General features: G+C 64.1%; 29 protein-coding genes and 1 tRNA gene. 13 read left to right on the top strand and 17 right to left on the bottom strand.

Annotation, left to right across the window (positions count from 1 at the left end):
* Positions 1 to 3 precede the first annotated feature (3 nt).
* The 11 genes from V6N07_RS02000 to V6N07_RS01950 form a co-directional block, all read right to left on the bottom strand.
* Complete coding sequence (locus V6N07_RS02000; protein ID WP_371153621.1) at positions 4 to 822, bottom strand: ABC transporter ATP-binding protein; 819 nt, start codon at positions 820 to 822, stop codon at positions 4 to 6.
* Positions 819 to 1,598 carry an ABC transporter ATP-binding protein gene (locus V6N07_RS01995; RefSeq protein WP_371153620.1) on the bottom strand — a complete coding sequence of 260 codons (780 nt, stop codon included), beginning with the start codon at positions 1,596 to 1,598 and terminating at the stop codon, positions 819 to 821. The genes V6N07_RS02000 and V6N07_RS01995 overlap by 4 nt, the downstream gene beginning before the upstream one ends.
* Positions 1,599 to 1,667: 69 nt before the next feature.
* On the bottom strand, positions 1,668 to 2,858 hold the full coding sequence (locus V6N07_RS01990) for an ABC transporter substrate-binding protein (RefSeq protein WP_371153619.1): 1,191 nt from the start codon (positions 2,856 to 2,858) through the stop codon (positions 1,668 to 1,670).
* 122 nt (positions 2,859 to 2,980) lie between these two features.
* The gene (locus tag V6N07_RS01985; RefSeq protein WP_371155367.1) at positions 2,981 to 3,799 is read right to left on the bottom strand and encodes an ATP-binding protein; all 819 of its coding nucleotides are present in this window, start codon (positions 3,797 to 3,799) and stop codon (positions 2,981 to 2,983) included.
* An 8-nt stretch (positions 3,800 to 3,807) separates the two neighbouring features.
* Positions 3,808 to 4,710 carry a twin-arginine translocase subunit TatC gene (gene tatC, locus V6N07_RS01980; RefSeq protein ID WP_371153618.1) on the bottom strand — a complete coding sequence of 301 codons (903 nt, stop codon included), beginning with the start codon at positions 4,708 to 4,710 and terminating at the stop codon, positions 3,808 to 3,810.
* A complete protein-coding gene (gene tatB / locus V6N07_RS01975; protein ID WP_371153617.1) occupies positions 4,707 to 5,192 on the bottom strand; it encodes a Sec-independent protein translocase protein TatB in 486 nt (161 codons plus the stop codon). Before tatB ends, tatC begins: the two co-directional genes overlap by 4 nt.
* Positions 5,193 to 5,224: 32 nt before the next feature.
* Positions 5,225 to 5,446 (bottom strand): twin-arginine translocase TatA/TatE family subunit, encoded by a 222-nt coding sequence (locus V6N07_RS01970; RefSeq protein ID WP_371153616.1) that lies wholly within the window; start codon positions 5,444 to 5,446, stop codon positions 5,225 to 5,227.
* Positions 5,447 to 5,581: 135 nt separating this feature from the next.
* Complete coding sequence (locus V6N07_RS01965; protein WP_371153615.1) at positions 5,582 to 6,760, bottom strand: peptidoglycan DD-metalloendopeptidase family protein; 1,179 nt, start codon at positions 6,758 to 6,760, stop codon at positions 5,582 to 5,584.
* 41 nt (positions 6,761 to 6,801) lie between these two features.
* Complete coding sequence (locus tag V6N07_RS01960; RefSeq protein ID WP_371153614.1) at positions 6,802 to 7,440, bottom strand: protein-L-isoaspartate(D-aspartate) O-methyltransferase; 639 nt, start codon at positions 7,438 to 7,440, stop codon at positions 6,802 to 6,804.
* Between the two features lie 6 nt (positions 7,441 to 7,446).
* Positions 7,447 to 8,241, bottom strand: a complete 795-nt coding sequence (gene surE / locus V6N07_RS01955; RefSeq protein ID WP_371153613.1) for a 5'/3'-nucleotidase SurE — start codon at positions 8,239 to 8,241, stop codon at positions 7,447 to 7,449.
* 46 nt (positions 8,242 to 8,287) lie between these two features.
* Positions 8,288 to 9,070 carry an enoyl-CoA hydratase gene (locus tag V6N07_RS01950; protein WP_371153612.1) on the bottom strand — a complete coding sequence of 261 codons (783 nt, stop codon included), beginning with the start codon at positions 9,068 to 9,070 and terminating at the stop codon, positions 8,288 to 8,290.
* Between the two features lie 56 nt (positions 9,071 to 9,126).
* Here V6N07_RS01950 and V6N07_RS01945 point away from each other — a divergent pair, with 56 nt between their 5' ends.
* A complete protein-coding gene (locus V6N07_RS01945; protein ID WP_371153610.1) occupies positions 9,127 to 9,555 on the top strand; it encodes a PaaI family thioesterase in 429 nt (142 codons plus the stop codon).
* A gap of 60 nt (positions 9,556 to 9,615) precedes the next feature.
* Here the strand turns inward: V6N07_RS01945 and V6N07_RS01940 are convergent, their stop codons facing one another.
* Complete coding sequence (locus V6N07_RS01940; RefSeq protein ID WP_371153608.1) at positions 9,616 to 9,843, bottom strand: DUF1127 domain-containing protein; 228 nt, start codon at positions 9,841 to 9,843, stop codon at positions 9,616 to 9,618.
* Between the two features lie 126 nt (positions 9,844 to 9,969).
* Here V6N07_RS01940 and V6N07_RS01935 point away from each other — a divergent pair, with 126 nt between their 5' ends.
* The 8 genes from V6N07_RS01935 (at position 9,970) to V6N07_RS01900 (ending at position 16,480) form a co-directional block, all read left to right on the top strand.
* Positions 9,970 to 11,403, top strand: coding sequence for a PLP-dependent aminotransferase family protein (locus V6N07_RS01935; protein WP_371153607.1), 1,434 nt, complete (start codon positions 9,970 to 9,972; stop codon positions 11,401 to 11,403).
* A 155-nt stretch (positions 11,404 to 11,558) separates the two neighbouring features.
* Entirely contained in the window at positions 11,559 to 12,020 is a 462-nt protein-coding gene (gene rplM, locus V6N07_RS01930; RefSeq protein ID WP_371153606.1) for a 50S ribosomal protein L13, read from the top strand.
* A 2-nt stretch (positions 12,021 to 12,022) separates the two neighbouring features.
* Positions 12,023 to 12,532, top strand: a complete 510-nt coding sequence (gene rpsI / locus V6N07_RS01925) for a 30S ribosomal protein S9 (protein ID WP_371153604.1) — start codon at positions 12,023 to 12,025, stop codon at positions 12,530 to 12,532.
* A 79-nt stretch (positions 12,533 to 12,611) separates the two neighbouring features.
* On the top strand, positions 12,612 to 13,136 hold the full coding sequence (locus tag V6N07_RS01920; protein ID WP_371153603.1) for a hypothetical protein: 525 nt from the start codon (positions 12,612 to 12,614) through the stop codon (positions 13,134 to 13,136).
* A gap of 125 nt (positions 13,137 to 13,261) precedes the next feature.
* Entirely contained in the window at positions 13,262 to 13,651 is a 390-nt protein-coding gene (locus tag V6N07_RS01915; protein WP_371153602.1) for a hypothetical protein, read from the top strand.
* Between the two features lie 67 nt (positions 13,652 to 13,718).
* On the top strand, positions 13,719 to 14,582 hold the full coding sequence (locus V6N07_RS01910) for an ABC transporter permease (RefSeq protein WP_371153601.1): 864 nt from the start codon (positions 13,719 to 13,721) through the stop codon (positions 14,580 to 14,582).
* Positions 14,583 to 15,380 carry an ABC transporter permease gene (locus tag V6N07_RS01905; protein ID WP_371153600.1) on the top strand — a complete coding sequence of 266 codons (798 nt, stop codon included), beginning with the start codon at positions 14,583 to 14,585 and terminating at the stop codon, positions 15,378 to 15,380.
* Positions 15,377 to 16,480, top strand: a complete 1,104-nt coding sequence (locus tag V6N07_RS01900) for an ABC transporter ATP-binding protein (protein ID WP_371153598.1) — start codon at positions 15,377 to 15,379, stop codon at positions 16,478 to 16,480. The genes V6N07_RS01905 and V6N07_RS01900 overlap by 4 nt, the downstream gene beginning before the upstream one ends.
* Before the next feature lie 64 nt (positions 16,481 to 16,544).
* Here the strand turns inward: V6N07_RS01900 and V6N07_RS01895 are convergent, their stop codons facing one another.
* From V6N07_RS01895 to pdxH, 5 genes are all read right to left on the bottom strand, one after another.
* Entirely contained in the window at positions 16,545 to 20,207 is a 3,663-nt protein-coding gene (locus tag V6N07_RS01895) for a vitamin B12-dependent ribonucleotide reductase (RefSeq protein ID WP_371153597.1), read from the bottom strand.
* 595 nt (positions 20,208 to 20,802) lie between these two features.
* Positions 20,803 to 20,879 (bottom strand) — tRNA-Pro (locus V6N07_RS01890).
* A gap of 62 nt (positions 20,880 to 20,941) precedes the next feature.
* Complete coding sequence (locus V6N07_RS01885) at positions 20,942 to 21,439, bottom strand: DUF192 domain-containing protein (protein WP_371153596.1); 498 nt, start codon at positions 21,437 to 21,439, stop codon at positions 20,942 to 20,944.
* Entirely contained in the window at positions 21,412 to 21,936 is a 525-nt protein-coding gene (locus V6N07_RS01880; RefSeq protein WP_371155365.1) for a cold-shock protein, read from the bottom strand. Before V6N07_RS01880 ends, V6N07_RS01885 begins: the two co-directional genes overlap by 28 nt.
* 177 nt (positions 21,937 to 22,113) lie before the next feature.
* Complete coding sequence (gene pdxH, locus V6N07_RS01875; RefSeq protein WP_371153595.1) at positions 22,114 to 22,725, bottom strand: pyridoxamine 5'-phosphate oxidase; 612 nt, start codon at positions 22,723 to 22,725, stop codon at positions 22,114 to 22,116.
* A gap of 93 nt (positions 22,726 to 22,818) precedes the next feature.
* Here pdxH and fabI point away from each other — a divergent pair, with 93 nt between their 5' ends.
* The 4 genes from fabI to gpt are packed head-to-tail and all read left to right on the top strand — an operon-like array spanning position 22,819 to position 25,368.
* A complete protein-coding gene (gene fabI, locus V6N07_RS01870; RefSeq protein WP_371153594.1) occupies positions 22,819 to 23,634 on the top strand; it encodes an enoyl-ACP reductase FabI in 816 nt (271 codons plus the stop codon).
* Complete coding sequence (locus V6N07_RS01865; RefSeq protein WP_371153593.1) at positions 23,634 to 24,248, top strand: LysE family translocator; 615 nt, start codon at positions 23,634 to 23,636, stop codon at positions 24,246 to 24,248. The genes fabI and V6N07_RS01865 overlap by 1 nt, the downstream gene beginning before the upstream one ends.
* Positions 24,245 to 24,856 (top strand): LysE family transporter, encoded by a 612-nt coding sequence (locus tag V6N07_RS01860; protein ID WP_371153592.1) that lies wholly within the window; start codon positions 24,245 to 24,247, stop codon positions 24,854 to 24,856. The genes V6N07_RS01865 and V6N07_RS01860 overlap by 4 nt, the downstream gene beginning before the upstream one ends.
* 11 nt (positions 24,857 to 24,867) lie before the next feature.
* The gene (gpt, locus tag V6N07_RS01855; RefSeq protein WP_371153590.1) at positions 24,868 to 25,368 is read left to right on the top strand and encodes a xanthine phosphoribosyltransferase; all 501 of its coding nucleotides are present in this window, start codon (positions 24,868 to 24,870) and stop codon (positions 25,366 to 25,368) included.
* The last annotated feature ends 29 nt before the right edge of the window (positions 25,369 to 25,397 follow it).

Below are 25,397 nucleotides of genomic sequence, written 5' to 3'. Positions count from 1 at the left end.
GTTCTAGCCCCCCAGAAAGCTGCGCCGGACCTCGGGGTCCGCCAGCAGTTCTTTGCCCGTGCCGGTATGCGCGTTGCGCCCCTGCACCAGCACATAGCCCTTGTCCGCAATGGCCAGCGCCTGACGTGCGTTCTGTTCAACCATCAGGATCGAGATGCCCGTTCGGGCGACCTCGATGATGCGGTCGAAAAGTTCGTCCATGACGATGGGCGAGACACCCGCCGTCGGCTCATCCAGCATCAGAACGGTCGGCTGCGTCATCAGGGCACGGCCCACGGCGACCTGCTGCCGCTGGCCACCGGACAGTTCCCCGGCGGCCTGACGCCGCTTGTCGCGCAGGATCGGGAACAGGTCGTAGATCTGCTCCATCGTCCCACGAATGTCGTCGCGCCGCAGGAAAGCGCCCATCTCAAGGTTCTCCTCGACCGTCATGGAGGTGAAGATGTTGGACGTCTGCGGCACGAAGGCCATGCCCTTGGCCACCCGGTCCTGCGGCGACAGGGCGGTGATGTCCTCGCCGTCCAACCGCACGCCGCCCTTGCGCAGGTTCAACATGCCGAACACGGCCTTCATGCCCGTCGACTTGCCCGCCCCGTTCGGCCCGACAATCACGGCGATCTCGCCCTTTTCGACCGCGATGGTGCAATCGTGCAGGATGTCGGCGCCACTGCCGTAGCCGCCCGTCATGCTGTCCCCGATCAGGAAGGCATTCGCCGTATGCGCGCGATCCTGCGGCGCATGCCCGGACTGCATCGTGCCACCGGCACGCGGGTTGACGATGCTGGCGTCCTTGTTGCCACGCGGCTCCACTCCACCGGTCATGCCACCGCATCCTTGTTCTTCAGCCCCGTGCCCAGATAGGCCTCGATCACCTGTTCGTTGGCCTTGATTTCAGGCAGCGACCCTTCGGCCAGCACGCGCCCTTCGGCCATGCAGATGACGTGGTCACTGATCTTGCCGATGAAATCCATATCATGCTCGATCACGACGAAGGTATAGTTCCGCTCCTGGTTGAGGCGCAGGATCGCGTCGCCAATGGTGTTGAGCAGCGTGCGGTTCACGCCTGCCCCGACCTCATCCAGAAAGACGATGCGCGCATCGACCATCATCGTGCGCCCCAGTTCCAGCAGCTTTTTCTGACCGCCGGAAATCTGGCCCGCCTTCTGTTCGGCAAGGTGTTCGACCGTCAGGAATTCCAGCACCTGATCGGCCTTGGCGCGCAGCGCGCGTTCCTCGTCCGCGATGCGTTTGCGCCCGAACCACGTGTTCCACAGGGTCTCGCCCGATTGCCCGCCCGGAACCATCATCAGGTTCTCGCGACAGGTCATCGACGAGAACTCGTGCGCGATCTGGAAAGTGCGCAACAGACCCATGTGGAACAGGTCGTGCGGCGGCAGGCCGGTGATGTCCTCGCCCGCCATCGTGACGCGCCCGGAGGTCGGTTTAAGAACGCCCGCTATGACATTGAACAGCGTCGTCTTTCCCGCGCCATTCGGCCCGATCAACCCGGTGATCGATCCTTCCTTGATGGCGAGACTGGCGCCATCGACCGCGCGAAAACCGCCGAAATGACGGTGCAGGTCGTGAACCTCGATCATGGGGGGCCCTTCTTGCTGAAACGGCCCCGGCACGTCATGCCGGGGCCGCCTTGTGTCATTCTATCCGATTCAGCGGTAGCCGACCGTGGTGTCCTTGCCGTCGACGACTTCCAGCTCGCGATAGCGACCGGCGCTTTCGCCGCCACCGATCAGCTCGACCGAGGTCGCGCCGTCGTAGTCGATTTCGCCGCCGTCCGCGAGGATCTGCAGGCCCTTGGCCAACTCACCCGGCAGGATCTTTTCCCCCGGTGCGTTTGCCACGTCCAGGATCGATCCGACATATTCCGCGGGATCGGTCGAACCCGCCGCCTGCATCGCCAGGGCGAACAGGGCCGCCGCGTCATAGCTTTCGGGCGTATAGGCGGAGGTTCCGTCGAAACCAGCTTCCGTCGCCATTTCGGCAAGAATGGCTGCGCCGTCCGAATCCGAACCCGCGATCTGTCCGAAAGAGCCTTCGAGATCGGTGCCGAGCGCTTCGAAGATCGACGCGCCGATCATGCCGCCCGGCAGGACGAACTGTTCGAACGCACCGGAGTCGAGCGAGGAGCGGATGATGCCCAGGCCGCCCTGGTCAAGGTAGCCGGCCACCACGAGGATGTCGCCGCCCGCAGCGGACAGCGCCCCGACTTCGGCCGAGTAGTCAGCCTTGCCGTCTTCATGCGCGGTGGAAATCGTGACTTCGCCGCCCGCTTCCTCGAAGGAGCTTTGGAACGCGTCGGCAAGACCCTTGCCGTAGTCGTTGTTGGTGTAGGTCAGCGCGACGGAGTCGAAGCCGCGCTCCAGCAGGATCTCGGTCATGACCTGACCTTCGCGGGCATCCGACGGCGCCGTGCGGAAGAACAGATCGTTGTCTTCGACCGTCGACAGCGCGGGCGAGGTCGCCGAAGGCGAGATCATCGGCATGCCGTTCGGAATCGCCACGTTCGACAGGATGGCCCCCGTCACGCCCGAGCAGTCGCCGCCGATGATGCCGACGATACCGTCGGAGGTGATCTGGCGTTCGGCCACGGCGGTGGCGGCAGCGGCGTCCACACAGGTCGAATCGCCGCGGACACCTTCGAGCATGATGCCACCGGCAACACCGCCGGCTTCGTTCACCTCGGCGATGGCCAGTTCCGCACCGGCCGCCATGTGGCCCGTCAGCGATTCAATCGGGCCCGTGTACCCGAGGATGATGCCCAGCTTGGCGGGCGAATGACCGTCGGCAAATGCGGCGGTGGTGGCAAGCGTGGCGGCAGAAGCCAGCAGCAGCTTTTTCATTGTCGTCTCCCTGTTGGCGACCCTGTCGCGGGCCGTTCCAGCAAAAAGCCTATGATGGGATTTTTCCATTGGAAAGGGCGATCAGGCCCTTCCCCGGCGCCATTTGCCGAATAAAAAGGCAGTCAGACCGCGATGCCGTGACGACCTGCAAGATCCGTGAAGAATTGCCATGCGACACGACCCGATCGCGACCCGCGTGTCGCCTGCCATTCGATCGCCTCGGCGCGCAGGGCATCGTCCGTGATCTGCAGGCCGTGGGCGTCGCAATAGCCCCGGATCATTGCCAGATAGGCATCCTGATCGCACGGGTGGAAGCCAAGCCAGAGGCCGAAACGATCGGAGAGAGAGACCTTCTCCTCCACCGCCTCGGCGGGGTTGATGGCCGATCCGCGCTCATTCTCGATCATGTCGCGGGGCATCAGGTGGCGGCGGTTCGACGTGGCGTAGAAGATCACGTTGCCCGGTCGCCCTTCGATCCCCCCATCCAGAACCGCCTTCAGCGACTTGTAGGCCGCGTCATCGTGGCTGAAGCTGAGGTCATCGCAATAGAGGACGAACCGGTGCGGCGCGTCGCGCAACAGCGACAGCAGGCGACCGACCGTCTGGATGTCCTCGCGCTGCAACTCCACGAGCTTGAGGCCGGTCGCTTCAAGTTCGCCATGGATCGCCTTGACGAGGCTTGATTTTCCCATGCCACGCGCACCCCACAACAGCGCGTTGTTCGCAGGCAAGCCTTCCGCGAAACGTCGCGTGTTCTCCAACAGGGTATCACGTGCCCGATCGATCCCCAGCAGCAGGTTCAGCGGAATGCGGTTCACCCGATCGACGGGCACGAGGCGGTCGGGCGACGTGTCCCAGACATAAGCCGATGCAGAAAAATCCGGGGCCGCCTGCGGTGCGGGGGCAAGACGCTCCAACGCCTCCGCGATCCGCTGCAACATCTGGTCACTCAAAGGTCTTCGTCCTCATCCAACAGGCCTTCGGCGCGCATCCGTTTCAGGCGCGATGCCTCGACCCAACGAACCAGCCAGATCGACACCTCGTAGAGGCCGAACACCACGACGAACAGAATGACCTGCGTGATGACATCCGGCGGCGTGACCAGCGCGGCCAGCAGCAGAATGCCGACCACGGCATATTTGCGAACCGAGGCAAGTCCCTCGGCCGAGACCAGCCCCGCCTTGCCCATCAGCGTCAGCAACACCGGCAGCTGAAAGCACAGACCGAAAGCGACGATCATCTTGAGGGTGATGTCCAGCGACTCGTTCACCTTGCCCGCGAAGGTGATGGCGATTCCCCCCGGCTCCACCGCCTGCGGGACGACCGGAAGGTCGGGCGCGACGATCGTGACCCCTTCGGGAACCTCGGTCGGGATCGCATCGACGATCACCTGACGCACGTCCGCGAAACCAAGGAAGAACTGCATCGCCAGCGGCACGACCACGAAATGCGCAAAGGCCGCGCCCAGCGTGAACAGCAGCGGCGATGCGATGAGGAACGGCAGAAACGCGTTCTTCTCGTTGCGGTAGAGGCCGGGGGCGACGAAGCGCCAGAGCTGATGGGCGATCACCGGAAAGGAAACGATCAGACCACCGACCACGGAGACACGCACGAGGGTGAAGAAATACTCCTGCGGGGCGGTATAGATCATCTGCGGATTGGGGTCGCCGAGGGCGCGCATCGTCGCCTCGATCGGGCCAAGCAGGAATTCGAGGATCTGTTCGCCGACCGTGAAGCACAGGATCATACCGATCAGGAACCCGGCGACCGCCCGGATCAAGCGGGTGCGCAGCTCGGCCAGGTGTTCGATCAACGGGGCGGAGCTGTCTTCGATCTCGTCCGTCGTGCTCATGCCTTGGTGCTTTCCGCTGCGGATGCCGCAGGTTCAGGGGCCGCCGGATCCGGGATCAGGTCCGGTTCATCGGCCAGTTCTGCCGCTTCGGATGCCTCGCGCAGCTTGCGCTCCTCTGCCATCCGGGCGGCGTTTTCGGCGATCTTTTCCTTGGCGGCGGCGCGCTTTTCGGCAAGGTCGCGGGTGGCCGGACCGGTCGTGTCGTCCGGCGTCCAGGCCTTCAGGTCCGAGGTCGCTTCCTTGATCTTGTCGATCCCGTATTTCTTGGGGTTGGCGACCTTGCGCAGGTCGCCCGCGATGTCGCCCACGCCGGTATCGTCAGCCGCCTTGTTCATGGCGGACTGGAATTCGCGCGCCATGCGGCGCGCCTTGCCCGTGAATTCCCCCAAGGTGCGGAACATGCGCGGCAGGTCCTTTGGACCCACCACGATCAATGCCACCACGCCCACGACGAGCATTTCGCTCCAGCCGATATCGAACATCAGGTCAGCCCCCGATCCGTCTCAGACAGGTTTCAGACCTTGTCCTTTTCGGTGGTTTCCGGCGTGACGTCGCGCGGGGTGCCGTCGGCCAGAGCCGCATCGTCATCCTTGCCGCCATCGTCGACGCCCTTCTTGAAGGCGGTGATGCCCTTGCCGACTTCGCCCATGAGAGAGCTAATCTTGCCACGCCCGAACAGGACGAGCACGACGACGGCGATAAGAAGAAGGCCTGGCAGGCCGATGTTGTTGAGCATTTCTCAAACTCCCAAAAAGTCGGACCTGTTCCGGCCCATGCCTCTGTTACCCTGTCCCTTACTTACGCACTGCCGCCATGATGTAAAAGCACCGGCGCGCACATTAGGGGCGACAGACTGTCCGTGCGGTGCCGTTCAGCGCAACAGGGGTTCCGGATCGACGGCATCGAAACCACGACGCACCTCGAAATGCAGGAACGACGGATCGCCGCCGCCGACACTGGCCAGCCTTTGGCCCGCGCGGACCGTGTCGTCCTTCTTGACCTGAATGTCCTTGATGTTCGCATAGACGGTCAGCAGCCCCCCCTCGTGCCGAAGGACGAGGATCGGAACCTGATCGGTATCCCGCGTGATCGCGGCCACCGTCCCGGCGGCGGCGGCGGATACCGCGCTGCCCTCGGCCGCGCGGAAATCGACGCCCTCGTTGCGCGACGAGAACGGGCGCAGGACGTCCCCGGACACCGGGCGCCGCAAGGCGGACGGCTCGCTTGCTACCTCGACCGCGGGTGTGACGGCCGGTTCGGGGTCCGGTGCCGCGCTGGCCTCGGTCCGAAACTGGTCGAGGTCAGGGCTGGCCGGCAGCACCGCTTCCTCCACCGTTTCGGGCAGGGCCGAACTGGCCGATGGGGGAACGGGGGTTTGCGTGCCGACACCGGGCGACGGCGTGGCGATTTCCGCCGCACCACTGTCCGAAATCACCAGCGGGATCAGAAGGTACTGCCCCTCGCGCACGTTCAGATCACTGTCGAGACCGTTCCATTCCGCAAGGGCGGCCGGGCTGACCCCGTAAAGGCGCGAGATGGAGAATGCCGTCTCGCCACGCGCAACGCGGTGGCGCACGGGTTCTTGCCCGCCCTGCACGGCGACGGTCGCAACGGGGGCCGCGCCATCGGCGCGGTCGATCGCGGCGCCCGCGATCTGCGTGATGTCGGGCCTTGCCGCGGCGCTGCTGCCGGGGGTGACGCGACGGGGCAAGGCCAGCACCGCCTCGCGGTTCAGGGGCGAGTCGACCTGGAGGCCATTGAAGCGGGCAAGTTCCTCCGGGGCGATCCCGATGCGTGTCGCCACGGTCGTGACGGTATCGCCGCGCCGTGCCACAGCCACCTGATAGTTCGGATAGGTGATCAGACCGTTCGCATCGGGCCTTGGTCGGTCGGCAGCCGCCTGCCGCGCCGCGCTGGAGGTATCGAGCCCCCCGGGCGCATTGTTGCGCAGATCCAAGTCCAGTTCGGACAAGGCCCCATTGCATCCCGCCAACATGGCCATCGCGACCACCGCGCCTGCACCTCGGGTCGCCAAAAATCCTGCGGACATCGCTGTCCCTCCGTCCTGCCCAGTTTCGGGTGACCCGGTCTTCAGCCGGGTTCGACCCCTTCGACCAGTGGCACGAAGCGCACCGGCATGTTCAGATCCTCATGGTCATAACCGGTAGCCGTGCGTGTGACGATGACCAGCTGCTGCATATGGTCGGATACGCCGACCGGCACCACCATGCTACCCCCCACGCGCAACTGTGCCAACAGCGTCCCGGGGGGGTCTTCGGCGGCTGCGGTCACGAGGATGCGGTCGAATGGCGCCTGTTCCGGCAGACCGTGGCTGCCGTCCCCGGAAATGACGGTGATGTTCGTCAGGCCCAGACGGTTATGCGTGGCCGTCGCGATGCGGGCCAGCGCGCGGTGCCGCTCCACCGAATAGAGCCGCCGCGCCAGATGTGACAGGATCGCGGCCTGATACCCGGTGCCGGTCCCGACCTCCAAGACCTTGTCACGCGGCTGAACGTTCAGGGCCTGCGTCATGAAACCGACGACGGATGGCTGGCTTATGGTCTGACCGCTGGCGATGGGCAGGGGCACATCCTCGTAGGCGCGTGCCTTGAACGTGTCGGACACGAAATCCGCACGGTCCGTCCGCTCCATCGCCGTCAGGACACGGCTGTCCGTCACCCCGCGCGAGCGGAGCGTCACGAGCAGGCGCATCGTCTCCTCGGGGGTCATCGGGGATCAGTCCTTGTAATCGGGCAGCACCGCCCGAAGATCGTCCAGCGCCGCGCGGTCGGTCAGGTCGCACCGCATCGGTGTGACGCTGACCCATCCATCGACGTTGGCGCGTACGTCCGTGCCGGGGGCCGTGCGCTCACCCTGCGCCGATCCGCCGATCCACAGATACTTGCGCCCCGAAGGCGCGGTCTGGGGATGCACCCGCATCCGCCCGTCACCGCGATACCCCTGCGCCACGGCGGCCGTGCCCTTGACCAGACGCGCGGGCACGGGCGGAAAATTGACGTTGTAGAACAGCTTGTAGGTGTCACCACCCCACGGCGCATCGGTCAGAAGACGCTGAACCAGACCTGCGCCATGCATGCGCGCGGCATCGAACGGGTCGTCCAGATCGACGTTCAGCGGGCCATAGAACTGCGACATCGCAATGGCCGGAATGCCCTGCAACGCCCCTTCGATCGCGGCCCCGATCGTGCCGGAATACATCGTGTTCTCACCGGCGTTGTTGCCCCGGTTCACCCCCGACAGGATCAGGTCGACCTTGCCGTCCACCAACTCTCCAATCCCGGCAAGAACACAGTCGGCCGGGCTGCCTTCGATGGCGAAGCGACGCGGCCCCAACTGCGAGATCATCGACGGTTTGACATAGTTGATGCAGTGCCCGACGCCCGATTGTTCGAACGCGGGCGCCACGCACCAGACCTCACCGTCATCGCCGGCAACCGTCGCGGCGATTTCGGACAGCACCTCGAGGCCCGGTGCAGAGATGCCGTCGTCGTTGGTGATCAAGATGCGCATGTGACAAGCCCCGTAAACTCCGCAGCCTTGTGCGGAAAGGGCCGCCTCATGTCCAGCGCGGCGCGCGTTTTTCCAGAAAGGCCTGTATCCCTTCTGCCGTGTCCGCATCGGCAAGGTTCGCCACCATCGCGTCACGGGTCAGGGCATAGGCCTCGTCCAGCGGCCTTTCCAACTGGGCATAGAAGGCGCCTTTTCCGATCCGTTGCGCCGTTGTCAGCTTGCTTGCGACCACCTCGGCCAGCGCGCGGGTTTCCGCCACCAGCCGGTCGGCGGGCACCGCGCGGTTGATCAGGCCCACCTCGGCGGCGCGGGCGGCGGACAGGAACGCGCCGGTTGTCAACATCTCCATCGCCTGCTTTCTGGGCACGTTGCGCGACAAGGCGACCATCGGCGTAGAACAGAACAGCCCGATATTGACCCCGTTCACCGCGAATTTCACGTCCTCTGCCGCGATCGCCATGTCGCAGGTCGCGACAAGCTGACATCCGGCGGCGGTGGCCAGCCCGTGAACCTGCGCGATGACCGGCTGCGGCAGGTCGCGGATCTGCGTCATGACGCGCGAGCAGCGATCGAACAGATCGGCAAAGGCCGCTGCCCCGCCATCCTCGGCCCCGCGCATGGCCTGCATCTGCCGCAGGTGGTGACCGGCACAGAACGCCCTGCCCTCGGCGGCGATCACGACGACATGCGCGTCCCCCGCCGCGATGTCGGTCAGGGCATCCGACAGGGCCGACAGCATCTCATCCGACAGGGCGTTCAACGTACCCGGGTCGTTCAACGTCAGCGTCGTGATTCCCCCCGCGTCGCCGCGCAACAGAATATCGGACATTTGCGATCCCCCCTACGGTCGTTAGGGAAGGGTGCGAAGACAGAGGGGAATTTGCAATGTTGAAGATGACCGCGCCCGAACTGGAGGCCTTTCTGGCACGCGATTTCCCTCAGGTCGGGGAGGATTTCGTCATCGATCATGTGGACGAGGGCGGATTGATCGTCCGGCTCAAGGTGGCCGACCGTCACCTGCGCCCGGGCGGCACCGTGTCGGGCCCGTCTATGTTCGCCCTTGCAGATGTCGGGATATATCTGGCGATCCTGTCCCGCCTCGGACCGGTCGCCCTTGCCGTCACGACGAATTGTTCAATCGATTTCATGCGCAAACCCGCGGCGGGTGCCGACATCCTGTGCGAGGCGCGTCTGCTGAAGCTGGGGCGCGTTCTGGCCGTCGGGGATTGCCTGCTGCGGTCCGAAGGGTCGCAGGCGCCGGTTGCGCGCGCCTCGCTGACGTACTCCATTCCGCCAAACGTATCGATACAATAAAAAAGAGGCCGGATGCTGTCGCGATCCGGCCCCAGGGGGGAAGAGAACAGGGTCGGCGGTTCAGCCCCGCCAGAAGGGTTTGGCGACCTCACGCAGGACTTCGGCGGTGGTCAGCCCGATATCACCATACAAGGCGGGGTCCATATCCTTCAGGGCACGGCGCGTCTTTGCCCGCATCTCCCAGACAGACACGGTCACCGCGAAGGACATCGCCAGCTGCGACAGCGGCGAACGGGCAGCGACGGCATGGGCGTTGAAAGCGGGATTGTCGAATGCGAGGGCGGTCATGACATGTATCCTTTCGGGATCGGAACCTTCGGTATGTGCGTTGCAGTTTGTATTGATACAATCGAGCGTTTAAGCTACGATCAATAGATACAATTCAACCATCCCCAAATCCAGCGATACATTGTCATGGGTACAATAACAGATACGAATATCATCCAGGTCGATTTCGGTGCCGACAGCCGCCCAAAGTACCTGGTTCTGGAGGCGGCGGTGCGTGATGCGATCGCGCGCGGCGCGATGCCCCCCGGCACCCGCCTGCCGCCCGTGCGGGATCTTGCGTGGAAGATCGGGGTCACGCCCGGCACGATCGCACGGGCCTACGCGCGCCTGACCGACAGCGGGGTGCTGGTCGCTCAGACGGGCCGGGGCACCTTCGTTGCCGAGGCGCGCGGCCCTGCCCCGATCTATCAGGAGTTCCAGACGCTGGAGGTCGATTCGACCCCGCATCTGACCGGTGGGGACAGCTACGAGGTGAACCTGCTGTCGCCTCACCTGCCGTCTGTCGGGCAGGCCCGCCTGATCCGGTCGCTGCTGGCCGAGGTGGCCGAAGCCCCGCCGTCGGGAATGATGCATTATCCCGGCCACAAGAGCGAACGTGCCGCCCGCGAGGCGGCGCAGCAGTTTCTCGCCGATCCGTTGCTGGGCCCGATCGATTCCGACGACATTGCCCTGACGCATGGCGGACAGCACGGCATTTCCCTGATCATGCAGGCCGTCCTGACCGGGCGCCGCCCCGTGGTCCTGCTGGAGGAGCTGACCTATCCCGGCTTTCGCCGCATGGCCGAAACCCTGCGCGCCGAGATCCTGACCGTTCCGATGGACGAACACGGCCTGATCCCCGAAGCGCTGGAGGCGGCGGCCAGACAGACCGATGTCCAACTGCTGTGCACGACGCCGGGCGTTCACAACCCCACCTGCACGGCAACACCCGAATCGCGCCGCCGCGAGATCGTGGCCGTCGCGCGGGCCACCAACATCCAGATCCTCGAAGACGACTGCTATCAGATGATGCGCTGCGACACGCCCAGCTATCGCCTGCTGGCGCCGGAGCGGACGTGGCACATATCCTCCATCGCGAAGACCGTGACCCCTGCCCTCAGGGTCGGCTTCGCGATCGCCCCGCGTGACCGGCGCCTCGCCCTGCGCCGGGTGGCGGAATACAATTCGTTCGGGATGGCTACACCGATCAGCGATCTGTGCGCCAAACTGCTGGCCCACCCGGACCTACCCGACCTGATGGCCGAGACCCGCGAAGTCGTCAGCACATATGTCACCGCGGCCGCCGAGATCCTGGACGGCTACAATCTGGCATGGCGGCAGGATGTCTCGTTCCTGTGGCTGACCCTGCCGAGCGGATGGCGCGCCTCCGGTTTCTGCCGTGCGGCAGAGGCAGCGGGCATCAAGCTGCGCGCGGCCGAGGAATACATGGGCCGGGACGCGAACGCGCCCCACTGCGTGAGGTTCGCCATCAACACCGGCGTATCCCTGACCAGTTTCCGGGCGGCGATTCAGCGACTCCGCGACCTGTTGGACCAACCTGCGGACGGTTTGGGCGTGTAGTGGTGTGGGGTAAAATTAAACCCCAATGACAACACGTTGTTTAACAACGATTTTCCCAAGATGACGCGCATTGACGCCGACCGCCACGGCTATATAAGCCGCGCATCCGGGGCAGTCGCCCCACCGTCTTTCCACGATCAGATAGGAATTGGGCCGTGAAAACTTTCACCATGACCCCCGACCAGATCGACAAGAAGTGGATCCTGATCGACGCCGAAGGCGTGGTTCTGGGTCGCCTCGCCTCGATCATCGCCATGCGCCTGCGCGGCAAGCACAAGGCCACCTTCACGCCGTCCATGGACATGGGCGACAATGTCATCGTGATCAACGCCGACAAGGTTCAGATCACCGGCAAGAAGCGTGACAAGGAAAACTACTGGCACACCGGGTATCCGGGCGGCATCAAGTCGCGCACGACCGGTCAGATCCTCGAGGGCAAGTACCCCGAGCGTGTCCTGACGCAGGCCGTCAAGCGCATGCTGCCGGGCAACAAGCTGTCGCGTCAGCTGATGACCAACCTGCGCGTCTACGCGTCGGCCGATCACCCGCACGAAGCCCAGTCGCCCGAAGTCCTCGACGTCAAGGCGTTGAACCCCAAGAACACACGGAGCGCTTGATCATGGCCGAGCAACTGAACTCCCTCGAAGACCTCAAGGGCGCCGTCGACACCTCCGGTGCCGCCTCCGCCGGTGAAGAGGTCCTGCTGGACACCTCCGTTCCCCGCGAACCCGTTCGTGACGAGCTGGGCCGTTCCTATGCCACGGGCAAGCGCAAGGACGCGGTCGCCCGCGTCTGGATCCGCCCCGGTTCCGGCAAGGTCACCGTCAACGGCAAGGACGTGAACGCCTATTTCGCGCGTCCCGTTCTGCAGATGATCCTCAAGCAGCCGTTCGAGATCACCGATCGCGAAGGTCAGTTCGACGTCATGGCCACCGTCAAGGGCGGCGGTCTGACCGGTCAGGCCGGTGCCGTGAAGCACGGTGTTTCCAAAGCGCTGCAATTGTATGAGCCCGGCCTGCGCGGTGCCCTGAAAGCAGCCGGTTTCCTGACCCGCGACAGCCGCGTCGTCGAGCGGAAGAAGTACGGCAAGGCGAAAGCCCGTAAGAGCTTCCAGTTCTCGAAGCGTTAAGCTACACGATTTGGTGTGGGGCCATCCATGTGGTGGCCCTATGCTATTCAAGACCTCGAAAAGCGGACGGTTTCGGCACATGGCTTTTGACGATCAGACGCCCAATCCGCAGCGCCGTTTTCTGGTGACGACCCTTCTGGCCGTCCCGTTTCTGGCAGCCTGCAACACAGTTACACGCCCGCGGTCTACCCGCCTCGAAGACGAGGTGACGGACGCGATTCGCACTGACGCCTTCGACGGTCGCTACGAGATCGTCATCAGCCGTCTGCGCGTCGGGCTGGAGCCCGATGGCTCGACCCCGAAATTGCGCGAACTGGCCAAGGTGACAGTTCGGGCCGTGCGCGGTCAACTCTCCGTTCTCAATATCAGCGATCAGGCCAGCGGTCAGAACTACACCGATCTTCAGGGGTTGTTCTCGGTCGGCGGGCGGCTGCGCATGACGATGACGGCGGGCTATCTGACGGGAAGCGTTGGACAATCGGTGTTGTCGATGGACGATATCGTCGGAAACACCTTGCTGCGCGGTCAGACGATCACGTTGCAGCCGGAAGGTTTCGGCGAGAATTATACCCCCGTGGTGACGGTCCGCTACCTCGGGGCGTAAACGCCGCCGGGGTCACCTCACTCTCACAACATTTGGGCACATCCGACCGACATGCCTGTCGGCCGGTGCGTTGTTGATTCGCCGCCCCTTGCGGCGGCCGACCATTCTGGCATCTAGGTGGCGTGATGTATTCGCCTTTCTCCCGCGTGGCCCTGTTCCTCGTCGCCATCTGCGGCTGGGCCGTCCTGTTCTTCGGTGGCTGGATCGCTGTCCGGGGGTTGTTCTTCTATTCCGGGGACCCTGTTCTGATGGGCACGGGCGGGGGGCTTGCCGTAGGCGGCCTACTCGTCGTGGCCCTGACCGTCGGCGCGGGGGCGCAGGTCTCGACCGCCCGTGACACCTTTGCCATGCGCCAGATGATGGAGGCCGAGGCGAAGCGCGCCGCAGGGCGCCCCACGTCCCCCGTGGCGCGCACCGGCATGGCCCCGCCCCCGCCGGTTGCCGCCACCCCGCAGGACGCCAAGGCAAAGCCCGCTTTGCGGGCAGATCCCCCCATCGGACGCGCGAAATCCTGAGCCGCTGCTCATTCCGGCTTGCCCCTGCCGCAGCCAGACGCAATCCTGCGCATGGTTGGTTCGGGGGATGTCGTTGAATCAGGAAAGCAAACGCGGGCTGACGTTGATCGCGCCGCCGTTCCTTTATGCGATGGCCCTGCTGGCGGGGCCCTTGTTGGCCGTTCTCGTGTTCAGTTTCTGGACGCAGGATTACCTGACCATCGACCGGACACCAACGGTCGCGAATTACACACGCGCATTCACCGACCCCATCTACCTGACGATCCTTGGTCGCAGCCTCGTGATCTCCGGGGTCGTGACCTGCGTGACCGTGATCCTTGCCTTTCCGGTCGCCTACTACGTCAGCTTTCACATCCGCGCGGACCGCAAGTCGCTGTGGCTGTTCCTGATCACCATTCCGTTCTGGACCAGCTACCTGCTGCGCATCTTCCTGTGGAAGGTGATGCTCGGGTATAATGGCGTCATCAACTCGGCCCTCACCGGCCTTGGTATCGTGGATGAGCCGCTGACCTTCATCCTCTACAACGCGAATGCCGTGGTGATCACCCTGGCCCACGCCTTCGCCCCTTTCGCGATCCTTCCCATTTTCGTGGCCCTCGAAAAGATAGACCGCAGCCTGCTCGAGGCCGCCCGCGATCTGGGCGAGAACGCCGTCATGACCTTTCTGCGCGTGACCCTGCCCCTTGCCATGCCGGGGGTCATCGCAGCCCTTCTGATCGTCTTCATCCCGACCGTCGGTGACTACGTCACGCCCGCACAGGTCGGCGGGCCGGGTGGCCTGATGATCGCGAACCTGATCCAATCCCACTTCGGCGGGCTCAACGATGCGCCGATGGGGGCAACCCTGTCGATCATCGCCATGGCCAGCGTGACGGTCATCGCGCTTGCGACCGTCTGGATCGCGCGGCGCCTGTCCGGTGGGGGGCGCTGAATGCTGCGCGGCTATGTCATCGCCTTCCTGGTGTTCCTCTATGCGCCGATCCTTCTGCTGCCGGTGTTCGCCTTCAACGACGGCACGGTCATCGCGTTTCCGCTGAACGGGTTAACGACGAAATGGTTCGCCGAACTTCGAACGAACGGAGAGTTGCACGCCGCCCTCGTCAATTCGCTATTCGTCGCGGGAACCGCCTCCGTTCTTTCGGTCCTGCTGGGCCTTGCGGCGGCGCGCGCGAACGTCCGCTATCAATTCACCGGCAAGGCGGCGGCGATGGGTCTGATCATGCTGCCGCTCGTCCTGCCGGAAATCATCGTCGCGGTGTCGTTGCTGGTGGTCGCGGTGCGGATGTTCGGGCTGGACCTGTCGCTCTGGACGGTGATCGCGGCGCATGTCCTGATCTGCACGCCCTTCGCCATCGCGATCCTGAACGCCAGCTTTCAGTCCCTCGATCCCAGCCTGGAGGAAGCGGCCATCGACCTTGGCTGCACCCGACCCGAGACGTTCCGCCTGATCACCCTGCCCCTTGTGACACCGGGCATCGTCGCGGCCCTGCTGATCAGTTTCACGATCTCGCTGGACGAATTCATCATCGCCTTCTTCCTCACGGGGTCGGACCCGACGCTGCCCGTCTATATCTGGTCGCTGCTGCGGTTTCCCCGGATGATCCCGGTGGTCATGGCCCTGGGCACGATCCTCGTTTTGGTCTCGATCGGAATCCTCGTGCTGGCTGAATGGAACCGACGCCGCGGCCTTGCCCGCATGGGCGCCAAAGATACCGGAGGGTTCCTGTGAACCAACACGCAACCACCCCCGCCAAGGGCGACCCGCTGATCCGTCTGCGCGGTATTCACAAGTATTACGGCGATTATCACGCCCTGCGGGGCATTGATGTCGATATCGGACAAGGGGAGTTCTTCTCCCTCCTCGGGCCATCGGGCTGTGGCAAGACCACGCTTCTGCGTGTGATCGCGGGGTTCGAGGACGTGTCGGAGGGGACCGTCGTCCTGTCGGGCAAGGACATGACGACAGTGCCGCCCAACAAGCGGCCGACGAACATGGTGTTTCAGTCCTACGCCATCTTCCCTCACCTGACCGTCGCGCAGAACGTCGCCTTCGGCCTGCGCAAGCGGTCGGACGTGCCGAAGCAGGACCGCGACAAGCTGGTCGATGAGGCATTGGCGATGGTCGGGCTTGGCGGATACGGCGCGCGCGCCGCCCATGCCCTGTCCGGTGGTCAGCGGCAGCGCGTCGCCCTTGCCCGTGCGCTGGTCCTGAAACCGCGCGTCCTGTTGCTGGATGAACCTCTCTCGGCACTCGACAAGAAGATGCGCGAACAGATGCAGGTGGAACTCATTCGCCTGCAACGACAGGTCGGCATCACCTTCATTCTGGTCACCCACGATCAGGAGGAGGCGCTGGTCATGTCCGACCGCATCGCCGTGATGTTCGAAGGCAACGTCGCCCAGATCGCCGAGGCCGAGGCGCTGTATCGTCGCCCGGTCAGTCAGCGTGTGGCAGAATTCATCGGCGTGATGAACTTTCTGCCCGCCTCCGTCACCGGCGACACCGTTACCGTGGCGGGCCTTGGCGACATGCCGCGCGCCGCCCTGCAATCGACGGCGATCACGGATGGTCCCACCGTCGCAGGTTTCCGCCCCGAAACGGCGACCCTGCTTTTCCCCGGGCAGGAGGCCAGCGAACGAATGGCCAAGGGCTGCGTGGTCGAGGTCGTCTATTACGGCGACATGACCTACTACGACGTTCGACTGGACGGGGCCGACAGAAACGTCCGCATTTCCATGCGCAACGTCTTCGGCCGCCCGGTCCTGGAAATCGGCGCCGAGGCACGCCTGTCCTGGTCACCTGGCGCGGTGACGTTGTTCTCGGCCTGAGCCGCACGAAAAAGGCCCCGGAGCGGAAAGCTCCGGGGCCTTTCTCATCCTTCCGACCCGCAGGTCAGCTACAACCGGACGTGCCGCCGCAGGTGTTGCACTTCATGCAGGTGCCGTTGCGCACCAGCGTGTAGTTGCCGCATTCGCCGCAGGCCTCGCCCTCGTAGCCCTGCATCTTCGCCTTGGCGCGCAGGTCGATGCCCGTCGAGACGGCGACGGTCGAGGTTTCGGACGTCGTGACCTGCACCTTCGCGTCGCCGGAGGCGATCTCGGCCGCAACGCGATCGGCACCGCCGCGCAGGGCGACGAGGTCGCTGGGCAGGCGCTTGCGCAGATAGCCCGAGGACGTGACCGACTTGATCGCTTCCAACGACTTGCTGGCAGCCGACGACACCGGACCGAGGTTGCCATCTTCGCCGCGCATGGCTTCGGATTCGCCAATGCTGTCGAAGGTGGTGCCCTGCGGTTTGACATGCGCCAGGTCTTCGCGGTCCAGATAGCTGACCGCCAGTTCCCGGAAGATGTAGTCGAGCACGGAGGTCGCGTTCTTGATCGAATCGTTCCCCTGAACCATGCCCGCCGGCTCGAACTTGGTGAAGGTGAAGGCGTCCACGAACTCCTCCAGCGGCACGCCGTATTGCAGGCCGACACTGATCGCGATGGCGAAGTTGTTCATCATCGCCCGGAAACCGGCACCTTCCTTGTGCATGTCGATGAAGATCTCGCCCAGCTGGCCGTCCTTGTATTCGCCGGTGCGCAGATAGACCTTGTGCCCGCCGACGACCGCCTTCTGGGTATACCCCTTGCGACGCTCGGGCATCTTCTCGCGGTGCGAGCGGACGATCTCCTTGACGACGACCTTCTCGATCACCTTCTCGGCCAGAACCTGCGCCTTTTCGGCGGGCGTGCCCGTTTCCAGAACCTCGGCGGCCTCGTCGTCATCCTCGACCAGCGATGCGGCCAGCGGCTGCGACAGCTTGGAACCATCGCGATACAGCGCGTTCGCCTTGACGCCCAAGGACCACGACAGCTCGTAAGCCGCCTTGCAGTCCTCGATCGTGGCCGAGTTCGGCATGTTGATCGTCTTGGAGATCGCGCCCGAGATGAACGATTGCGCCGCCGCCATCATGTGGATGTGGCTGTCGACCGACAGGAACCGCTTGCCCTTCTTGCCGCAGGGGTTGGCGCAGTCGAAGACGTTCAGATGCGCGTCCTTCAGGCCCGGCGCCCCTTCGAGGGTCATCGTGCCGCAAACGTGGTCGTTCGCCGCGTCGATCTCCGCCTTGGTGAAGCCCAGGTGGCGCAGCAGGTCGAACGTCGGATCGTTCAGCTTGGCCGCGGGCACGCCCAGCGTCTTGGTGCAGAAATCCTCGCCCAGCGTCCACTGGTTGAACACGAAGCGGATGTCGAAGGCGGACGGCAGAGCCGCCTCGATCTTTCTGATCTCTTCCTGTCCGAACCCGTGACCGATCAGCGCGGTGTGGTTGATGCCCGGCGCCTGCCCCAAGCTGCCGTGACCGACGGCATAGGCGATGATCTCGGCGATCTGCGCCTCGCCATAGCCCAGCGTGCGCAGGGCGGCGGGCACCGACTGGTTGATGATCTTGAAGTAGCCGCCGCCGGCCAGCTTCTTGAACTTGACCAGCGCGAAATCCGGCTCGATCCCGGTGGTGTCGCAATCCATGACCAGACCGATCGTCCCGGTCGGCGCGATTACGGTGGATTGCGCGTTGCGGAACCCGTTCTTGGCGCCCAGTTCGACGACCCCGTCCCAGATTTCCGAGGCCAGCTCCGTCAGGCGCGCATCCGGGCAGCCCGCGATGTCGAGGGCGACCGGCTTGACGGCCAGCGCCTCGTATCCGTCGGTCTTGCCCTTGGCCGCCGTGCGGTGGTTGCGCATCACGCGCTGCATGTGGTCGGCGTTCCTGGCGTAACCGGGGAACGGGCCCAACTCTCCGGCCATCTCGGCGGAGGTCGCGTAGGACACGCCCGTCATCACGGCGGTCAAGGCACCGCACAGGGCGCGGCCCTCGCGGCTGTCGTAGCCCAGCCCCATGTTCATCAACAGGCCGCCGATGTTGGCATAGCCCAGGCCCAGCGTGCGGAAGTCATAGGACCGCTGCGCGATTTCCTTGGACGGGAACTGCGCCATCGCGACCGAGATTTCGAGCGTGATGGTCCACAGGCGCGACGCGTGCATGTAGAGATCGTGATCGAAGCTGCCGCCCGCCTTGAGGAACTTCAGCAGGTTCATCGACGCAAGGTTACAGGCCGTGTCGTCGAGGAACATGTATTCCGAGCAGGGGTTCGACCCGCGGATCGCGCCATCTTCCGGGCATGTGTGCCAATCGTTGACGGTGTCGTGGAACTGGATGCCGGGGTCGGCACAGGCCCAGGCCGCGTGGCCGACCTTGTCCCACAGATCGCGCGCCTTGACGGTGCGGGCGACCTTGCCGTCGGTACGGTTCAACAGCTCCCAGTCGGCGTCCTTTTCGACGGCGTGCAGGAAGGCGTTGGTGACGCGAACCGAGTTGTTGGAGTTCTGACCCGAGACGGAATTGTAAGCCTCCGAATCCCAGTCGGTGTCGTAGACGGGAAACTCGATGCTGTCGTAACCCTGCTTGGCGTATTGCAGCACGCGCAGGATGTAGGCTTCGGGGATCATGTGCTTCTTGGCGGCGCGGATCACGTCCTTCAGGGCGCTGTTCACCGCCGGGTCGGTCGCATCGGACAGCGATCCGTCCCAGGCGCGCACGGCCTCCATCACCTTGGTCAATTGCGCCTGATGCGCCTTGGACCCGGCAACGATGGCGGCAACCTTCTGTTCCTCGATCACCTTCCATTCGATGAACTGTTCGATATCGGGGTGGTCCATGTCGACGATGACCATCTTGGCCGCGCGCCGCGTCGTCCCGCCCGACTTGATCGCACCCGCCGCGCGGTCACCGATCTTGAGGAAACCCATCAGGCCGGACGACTTGCCGCCCCCCGACAGCGCCTCGCCCTCGCCGCGCAGGTGGCTGAAGTTGGTGCCCGTGCCGGAGCCATACTTGAACAGGCGCGCCTCGCGGACCCACAGGTCCATGATGCCGCCCTCGTTCACCAGATCGTCGTCGACGGACTGAATGAAACAGGCGTGCGGCTGCGGATGCTCGTAGGAGGACTTCGACTTCACCAGCTTGCCGGTGAACGGGTCGACGTAGTGGTGCCCCTGCGCCGGGCCGTCGATGCCATAGGCCCAGTGCAGGCCGGTGTTGAACCACTGCGGGCTGTTGGGGGCGCCCATCTGGCGGGCCAGCATGACGCGCATCTCGTCGAAATAGGTGCGCGCGTCCTCCTCGGTGGTGAAATAGCCACCCTTCCAGCCCCAGTAGGCCCAGGCACCGGCCAGGCGATCGAACACCTGCTTGGAGGACGTCTCGCCGCCGAACCGCTCCTCCTCCGGCAACTCGGCCAGGGCGGCCTCATCCGGGACGGAGCGCCAGAGGAACTCCGGCACGTCCTTTTCGCGGACGGCCTTCAGCCGCGCGGGCACGCCGGCCTTGCGGAAATACTTCTGCGCGATGACGTCGGAGGCAACCTGGCTCCAGCCTTCGGGAATCTCGACGGCCTCCAGGCGGAACACGATCGTGCCATCCGGGTTGCGGATCTCCGACGTGGTGTTCGTGAACGCGAGGGCCGCGTAAGCGTCCTGATCCGCTTGGGTGAGTTTCCGTTCTAGGCGCATATCATGCCTCCGCTGCACGTTTTTTGACCGCAATCACGCGTGCCGCCCGGTCCGAAGCCCGCCGCTAACATAGCGAGAGCGTCCGGTATCTCGAGGTCGGAGCGTGATGCCACTTATTTTCAAGCGGGTGTGAGTGCCACCATATCTGGTAGCTCCCGCCTACAGGGAGACTACCTAGAGTGGCCACATGGACGTGGCAACGATTCTCCTGAAAAGTTCTGTGGATCGATCGGGGGATGAAATCGGAATAGCTTTCCCGCCCCGTTCGGCGTCCCGTTCCATCAACGCACCGGGCGAAGCAAAACCCGATATCCTTTGCCTTCCTGCGGCCACGCCCGCTCGATCGGGCCTGTGGACAGAACCCTGGCGCACGACAACACCGTTGCGCGAACGACACATGAAAGAGCACACCCGGCCAGCCCGCTGATCCAAAGGACACTGCCCATCAAATCGGCAGATGCCGCAGACTTGCGCAGAGGTCCCGGCGCAAACCCGAACAGATATAGATGCAGATCCAAACGAACGTTTTTACGGGCAAGAAACAACAAACCCCCAACACTGACGTGATGGGGGTCTGATTGTCATCTTCAAAAGATGGTCGGGGCGAGAGGATTCGAACCTCCGACCCCCTGTACCCAAAACAGGTGCGCTACCAGGCTGCGCCACACCCCGACTGCCGTGCGCCTATCACCCCTTTCACGCCGGGGACAAGCCCTCAGATGCAGGGGACAGGCCTAGTTTTCAGTCGCACAGGCCCAGATCGCGTCATCCTGCGGCATCGCCGGGGACCGCAGCGTATCACCGGGACCGATCCCCAGCGTTTCGGCCAATCCGCCATTCACCTCCAGCACGGCGCGTGCGGGAACCTCGGACAGGATGACCGTCTCGTCATGCGGTTGCGCGTTGGCGTGCACCTTGAGGATCTCGCCCGTCTCGTCGACGAAGATCATGTCGAGGGGGATCAACGTGTTCCGCATCCAGAAACCCAGCGGCTGGGTCCGGGGATAGACGAACAGCATCCCGGAAAGGCGTGGCATGTCTTCGCGGAACATCAGGCCGCGGGCCTGATCTTCGGGGGTCAGCGCCAATTCGACACGGAACCGCACCTGCCCCCAGTCGCCGCGCACGTCGACCCGGTCGGGACGGCAATCGGCGGCCGCAACCGGCAGCGACAACAAGGCGACCGCAGCCGCCGCGCGCCAGATCACTTTGGCTGTTTGTAGAATTCCCATCGACGCACCTCCAGGGCCAGCTGTCCGCGCGCCCCGTCGACCGCGCGCAGGCAGATTGCCTCCCCGGGCGCGAGGTCCGCAAGACCGAAGCGGCGAAGGACCTCTATGTGAACGAAAATGTCATCATCGTCCCCGAAGGCATTGGCAAAGCCGAAACCCTTTGCCTTGTCGAACCACTTGATCCGCGCAGGCAGATACGCAAGCCCCTCGGGAACGGGTTGCAGGTATTCGGGCGTCTCCTGCCCAAAGGACGCCGACTCGACGGGTTCGGGCGCCTGGATGTTCAACACCTCGGTCGCCTGCAATCCCCGGTCACTGGTCTGCACCCGCAATTCGATCGGACTGCCGTCCGCGACGGAGCTTTGTCCGAAATTGCGAAGGACGTTCACATGCAGCAGGACATCGCGGTCTGTCTGTTCAGACACCACGAAGCCAAAGCCACGGCTTACGTCGAACCACTTGACGTGGCCCCGAACGACTTCCGCGTCGGAGTCGATCGTTTTATCTGAATCAGACCCGCTCAAGACGAAACCTTCCCTAAAACGCGGTAAAATCGATTTTATCGAGCCCCCATTTGTCTGGGATCATGCATCAAAGGGCAAGAGGGCCTAGCGTAAAAGATGACGCATTGCCACATTTCCACACGTAATGCGCGAACCTTGGCAAAAGTGCCACTACGGGCTGAGGCGCGCAACGTTCCATTCCCCTTGACCGGGATGACCACGGGTCCACCGAAAACGATCATGCAGACGGAATGGGCCATCGGCCCAGAATTCCATCTCCGTGGGACGAATCCTGAACCCGCCCCAGAATGGGGGCCGCGCGGGGGACGTGCCATGTGTTGCGGTCACCTTGGCAACCTTGGCCATCAACGCAGCCCGGCTATCGAGGGGGCGCGACTGCTGCGATGCCCAGGCACCCAGCCGTGACTGAAGGCTGCGCGACGCGTAATAGGCATCCGCCTGCGCATCATCGACCAGTTCCACCGGGCCGCGCACCCGGATCTGTCGGCGCAGGGATTTCCAGTGCATGACGAAAGCCGCCTTCGGCTGCGCCGCCAGTTCCTGCCCCTTCGTGCCTTCGAAGTTCGTATAGAAGACGAAGCCATCAGCCTCGATCTCCTTCAGCAATACCATGCGCACGTTCGGCAGGCCGTCCGCATCGACCGTGGCAAGGGCGATGGCGTTCGGGTCCTCGGGTTCGGTCCGGGTCGCCTCGGTCAGCCATTCCTGCGCAAGACTGAAGGGATCAGCGCCTGCAAATATACCGGTTCGATCTGCTGCCATCAGACTCTGCCCCTCGTAAACCTTGCCGCACTATCGGCAATCGCCTAAAGCCACCCGCAACGCAAGGCAATGTGCCAACGGACTGGAGAAGACATGTCGGGGATCATGGCAGGCAAGCGCGGGCTCATCATGGGGCTTGCCAACGACAAATCCATCGCCTGGGGCATTGCCAAGGCATGCCACGACCAGGGTGCGGAAATGGCATTCAGCTACCAGGGTGAAGCGCTCAAGAAGCGCGTGGCCCCCCTGGCCGCGCAGGTCGGGTCGGACATCGTCCTGCCTTGCGACGTCAGCGACGGCGCATCCATCGACGAGATGTTCGCAGCCTTGGCTGGGCATTGGGATTCTCTGGACTTCATCGTCCATGCCATCGGCTTCTCGGACAAGTCCGAACTGCGCGGCCGGTATCTCGACACATCGCTCGACAACTTCACGATGACGATGAACATCTCCGTCTACTCCTTTACCGCGGTCCTGCAGCGTGCGGAAAAGATGATGAAGAACGGCGGTTCGGCCCTGACGCTGTCGTACTACGGCGCCGAAAAGGTGATGCCGCACTACAACGTGATGGGTCTTGCGAAAGCGGCGCTGGAATCCTCCGTTCAGTATCTGGCCGAGGACCTTGGCAAGGACAACATCCGCGTCAACGCGATCTCGGCGGGCACGATCAAGACGCTGGCCGCATCGGGGATCGGCGACTTCCGCTATATCCTAAAGTGGAACGAGAACAATTCGCCCCTCCGCCGGACGGTCACGCAGGAAGAGGTAGGCAAATCCGCGATGTATCTTCTGTCTGACCTGTCCTCGGCGGTTACGGGCACGATTCATCACGTGGACGCCGGGTATCATGTCGTCGGGATGAAAAACCCCGACGCGCCCGACATGACGCTGGAAAAGAAGCCCACCTGATGGACGGGCTGACGGTCGCGCATCTGCTGGCATTCAATGTCGCGTTGCTGGTGGCCGTCGCCGGGCCCGGCCCCGCATTCGTTCTGTGCGTGCAGGCCAGCCTGCGGGGTGGCCGCCGCGAAGGAATCGTGACCGGGGCCGGATTGGCCGTCGTCGCCGGCCTCTGGACGCTTGCGGCATTGCTCGGGCTGGAAACCCTCTTCTCCGTCTTCCCGCTGGCCTACACGATCCTGAAGGTCGGGGGCGCCTTCCTCGTGCTGGCCTTCGCGGTCCACACCTGGCGCACGGCGTCCGATCCCGTGGCGACGGCGGTGCCGACCCCGTCGCGGCAGGCCTTTCTGCGCGGCGTTCTTCTGAACCTCGGCAACCCCAAGAGCATCCTGTTCTCCGCCGGCGTCCTCCTTGTGATCTTCCCGCCCGGTCTGTCCGGACCTGCGATGGCCCTGATCACCGTGAACCACATGCTGCTGGAACTGGCCGTCTATGCGACATTGGCGACCCTTCTGAACCGCGCAATCGTGCGGGATCGCTATCTTGCGATGAAGCCCGTGATTTCCAAGGCGACTGCGCTGATCCTCGGCGGGCTGGGCCTTCGCCTGCTGGTGACGTCATGACCGCGCTGGCCATCGCGACCGTGGCGCTTGTCCACCTGCTGGCAGCCATATCGCCGGGCCCGTCCTTCGTACTGTCGCTGCGCGTGGCGGCCGCCGAAGGGATGCGCCCTGCCCTTGGCCTTGCGCTCGGCTACGGAATCGGCGCTGCGATCTGGGCGACGGCGGCGCTTGTCGGCCTGACGATCCTGTTCGACCTCGTGCCGATGCTGTTCACGATCCTGCGTGTCGGTGGTGCGCTTTTCCTGATCTGGATCGCCATCATGATGTGGCGCCACGCCGCGGATCCGCTGCCCGCAGCGGATGCCGACCGCCCGCGCGGGGTATTGTCGGCGATCAGACTGGGGGTTCTGACCATGTTCGCGAACCCCAAGCCTGCGGTTTTCTTCGGGGCCGTGTTTCTCGGCTTCGTGCCGTCGGACGCAAGCTGGGCTGCCAAGGCCCTGATCGTGCTGAATGTCCTGTGGGTCGAGGCGGCGTGGTACATCCTCGTCGCACGCCTGTTTTCCCTGCCGCGTCCGCGCGCGGCATATGTCCGCTTCAAAACCATACTCGACCGGATGCTGGGGGGCGTGCTTGGCCTTCTCGGTATCCGCCTCGCCCTGCCGTAGGAGTCTGTCCCATGTCCGAAAAACTGCCACACGAAAAAGGCTTCCACATCAGCTGGGACCAGATCCATCGAGACAGCCGCGCGCTGGCATGGCGGCTGGATGGAAAGGGCCCGGACGACGGTCACTGGAAGGCCATCGTCGCCATCACGCGCGGTGGCATGGCCCCGGCGATGATCATCGCGCGGGAACTGGACATTCGCCTCGTCGACACGATCAGCATCAAATCCTACGACCACCAGTCCCAGGGCGAGGCACAGGTCCTGTCACGCCCCGAGGATGACATGGTCGGCGACGGCACCGGCGTCCTCGTGATCGACGACCTCGTGGACAGCGGCAAGACACTCGAAGTCGTGCGGCGCATGTACCCCAAGGCGCATTTCGCCACCGTCTACGCCAAGCCCAAGGGCGAACCGATGGTCGACACCTTCATCACCGGCGTCAGCCAGGATACCTGGATCTTCTTTCCGTGGGACATGGCTCTGCAATACGTCGAACCCTATCGCGGCACCTGATCCGACGATGCGCGGGGCGGAACACGCCT

It is taken from the genome of Jannaschia sp. 2305UL9-9, from assembly GCF_041403465.1.
Taxonomy (GTDB): domain Bacteria; phylum Pseudomonadota; class Alphaproteobacteria; order Rhodobacterales; family Rhodobacteraceae; genus Jannaschia.
Note: the sequence above shows the minus strand (reverse complement) of the source record. Positions and strands in the feature narration are given on the sequence as shown.

What these genes read in the sequence shown, in the direction of transcription:
- V6N07_RS02000 (WP_371153621.1), bottom strand. Translation starts at nt 822, where the DNA reads ATGACCGGTGGAGTGGAGCCGCGTGGCAACAAGGACGCCAGCATCGTC.
- V6N07_RS01995 (WP_371153620.1), bottom strand. Translation starts at nt 1,598, where the DNA reads ATGATCGAGGTTCACGACCTGCACCGTCATTTCGGCGGTTTTCGCGCG.
- V6N07_RS01990 (WP_371153619.1), bottom strand. Translation starts at nt 2,858, where the DNA reads ATGAAAAAGCTGCTGCTGGCTTCTGCCGCCACGCTTGCCACCACCGCC.
- V6N07_RS01985 (WP_371155367.1), bottom strand. Translation starts at nt 3,799, where the DNA reads ATGTTGCAGCGGATCGCGGAGGCGTTGGAGCGTCTTGCCCCCGCACCG.
- tatC (WP_371153618.1), bottom strand. Translation starts at nt 4,710, where the DNA reads ATGAGCACGACGGACGAGATCGAAGACAGCTCCGCCCCGTTGATCGAA.
- tatB (WP_371153617.1), bottom strand. Translation starts at nt 5,192, where the DNA reads ATGTTCGATATCGGCTGGAGCGAAATGCTCGTCGTGGGCGTGGTGGCA.
- V6N07_RS01970 (WP_371153616.1), bottom strand. Translation starts at nt 5,446, where the DNA reads ATGCTCAACAACATCGGCCTGCCAGGCCTTCTTCTTATCGCCGTCGTC.
- V6N07_RS01965 (WP_371153615.1), bottom strand. Translation starts at nt 6,760, where the DNA reads ATGTCCGCAGGATTTTTGGCGACCCGAGGTGCAGGCGCGGTGGTCGCG.
- V6N07_RS01960 (WP_371153614.1), bottom strand. Translation starts at nt 7,440, where the DNA reads ATGACCCCCGAGGAGACGATGCGCCTGCTCGTGACGCTCCGCTCGCGC.
- surE (WP_371153613.1), bottom strand. Translation starts at nt 8,241, where the DNA reads ATGCGCATCTTGATCACCAACGACGACGGCATCTCTGCACCGGGCCTC.
- V6N07_RS01950 (WP_371153612.1), bottom strand. Translation starts at nt 9,070, where the DNA reads ATGTCCGATATTCTGTTGCGCGGCGACGCGGGGGGAATCACGACGCTG.
- V6N07_RS01945 (WP_371153610.1), top strand. Translation starts at nt 9,127, where the DNA reads ATGTTGAAGATGACCGCGCCCGAACTGGAGGCCTTTCTGGCACGCGAT.
- V6N07_RS01940 (WP_371153608.1), bottom strand. Translation starts at nt 9,843, where the DNA reads ATGACCGCCCTCGCATTCGACAATCCCGCTTTCAACGCCCATGCCGTC.
- V6N07_RS01935 (WP_371153607.1), top strand. Translation starts at nt 9,970, where the DNA reads ATGGGTACAATAACAGATACGAATATCATCCAGGTCGATTTCGGTGCC.
- rpsI (WP_371153604.1), top strand. Translation starts at nt 12,023, where the DNA reads ATGGCCGAGCAACTGAACTCCCTCGAAGACCTCAAGGGCGCCGTCGAC.
- V6N07_RS01920 (WP_371153603.1), top strand. Translation starts at nt 12,612, where the DNA reads ATGGCTTTTGACGATCAGACGCCCAATCCGCAGCGCCGTTTTCTGGTG.
- V6N07_RS01915 (WP_371153602.1), top strand. Translation starts at nt 13,262, where the DNA reads ATGTATTCGCCTTTCTCCCGCGTGGCCCTGTTCCTCGTCGCCATCTGC.
- V6N07_RS01910 (WP_371153601.1), top strand. Translation starts at nt 13,719, where the DNA reads ATGTCGTTGAATCAGGAAAGCAAACGCGGGCTGACGTTGATCGCGCCG.
- V6N07_RS01905 (WP_371153600.1), top strand. Translation starts at nt 14,583, where the DNA reads ATGCTGCGCGGCTATGTCATCGCCTTCCTGGTGTTCCTCTATGCGCCG.
- V6N07_RS01895 (WP_371153597.1), bottom strand. Translation starts at nt 20,207, where the DNA reads ATGCGCCTAGAACGGAAACTCACCCAAGCGGATCAGGACGCTTACGCG.
- V6N07_RS01885 (WP_371153596.1), bottom strand. Translation starts at nt 21,439, where the DNA reads ATGGGAATTCTACAAACAGCCAAAGTGATCTGGCGCGCGGCGGCTGCG.
- pdxH (WP_371153595.1), bottom strand. Translation starts at nt 22,725, where the DNA reads ATGGCAGCAGATCGAACCGGTATATTTGCAGGCGCTGATCCCTTCAGT.
- fabI (WP_371153594.1), top strand. Translation starts at nt 22,819, where the DNA reads ATGTCGGGGATCATGGCAGGCAAGCGCGGGCTCATCATGGGGCTTGCC.
- V6N07_RS01865 (WP_371153593.1), top strand. Translation starts at nt 23,634, where the DNA reads ATGGACGGGCTGACGGTCGCGCATCTGCTGGCATTCAATGTCGCGTTG.
- V6N07_RS01860 (WP_371153592.1), top strand. Translation starts at nt 24,245, where the DNA reads ATGACCGCGCTGGCCATCGCGACCGTGGCGCTTGTCCACCTGCTGGCA.
- gpt (WP_371153590.1), top strand. Translation starts at nt 24,868, where the DNA reads ATGTCCGAAAAACTGCCACACGAAAAAGGCTTCCACATCAGCTGGGAC.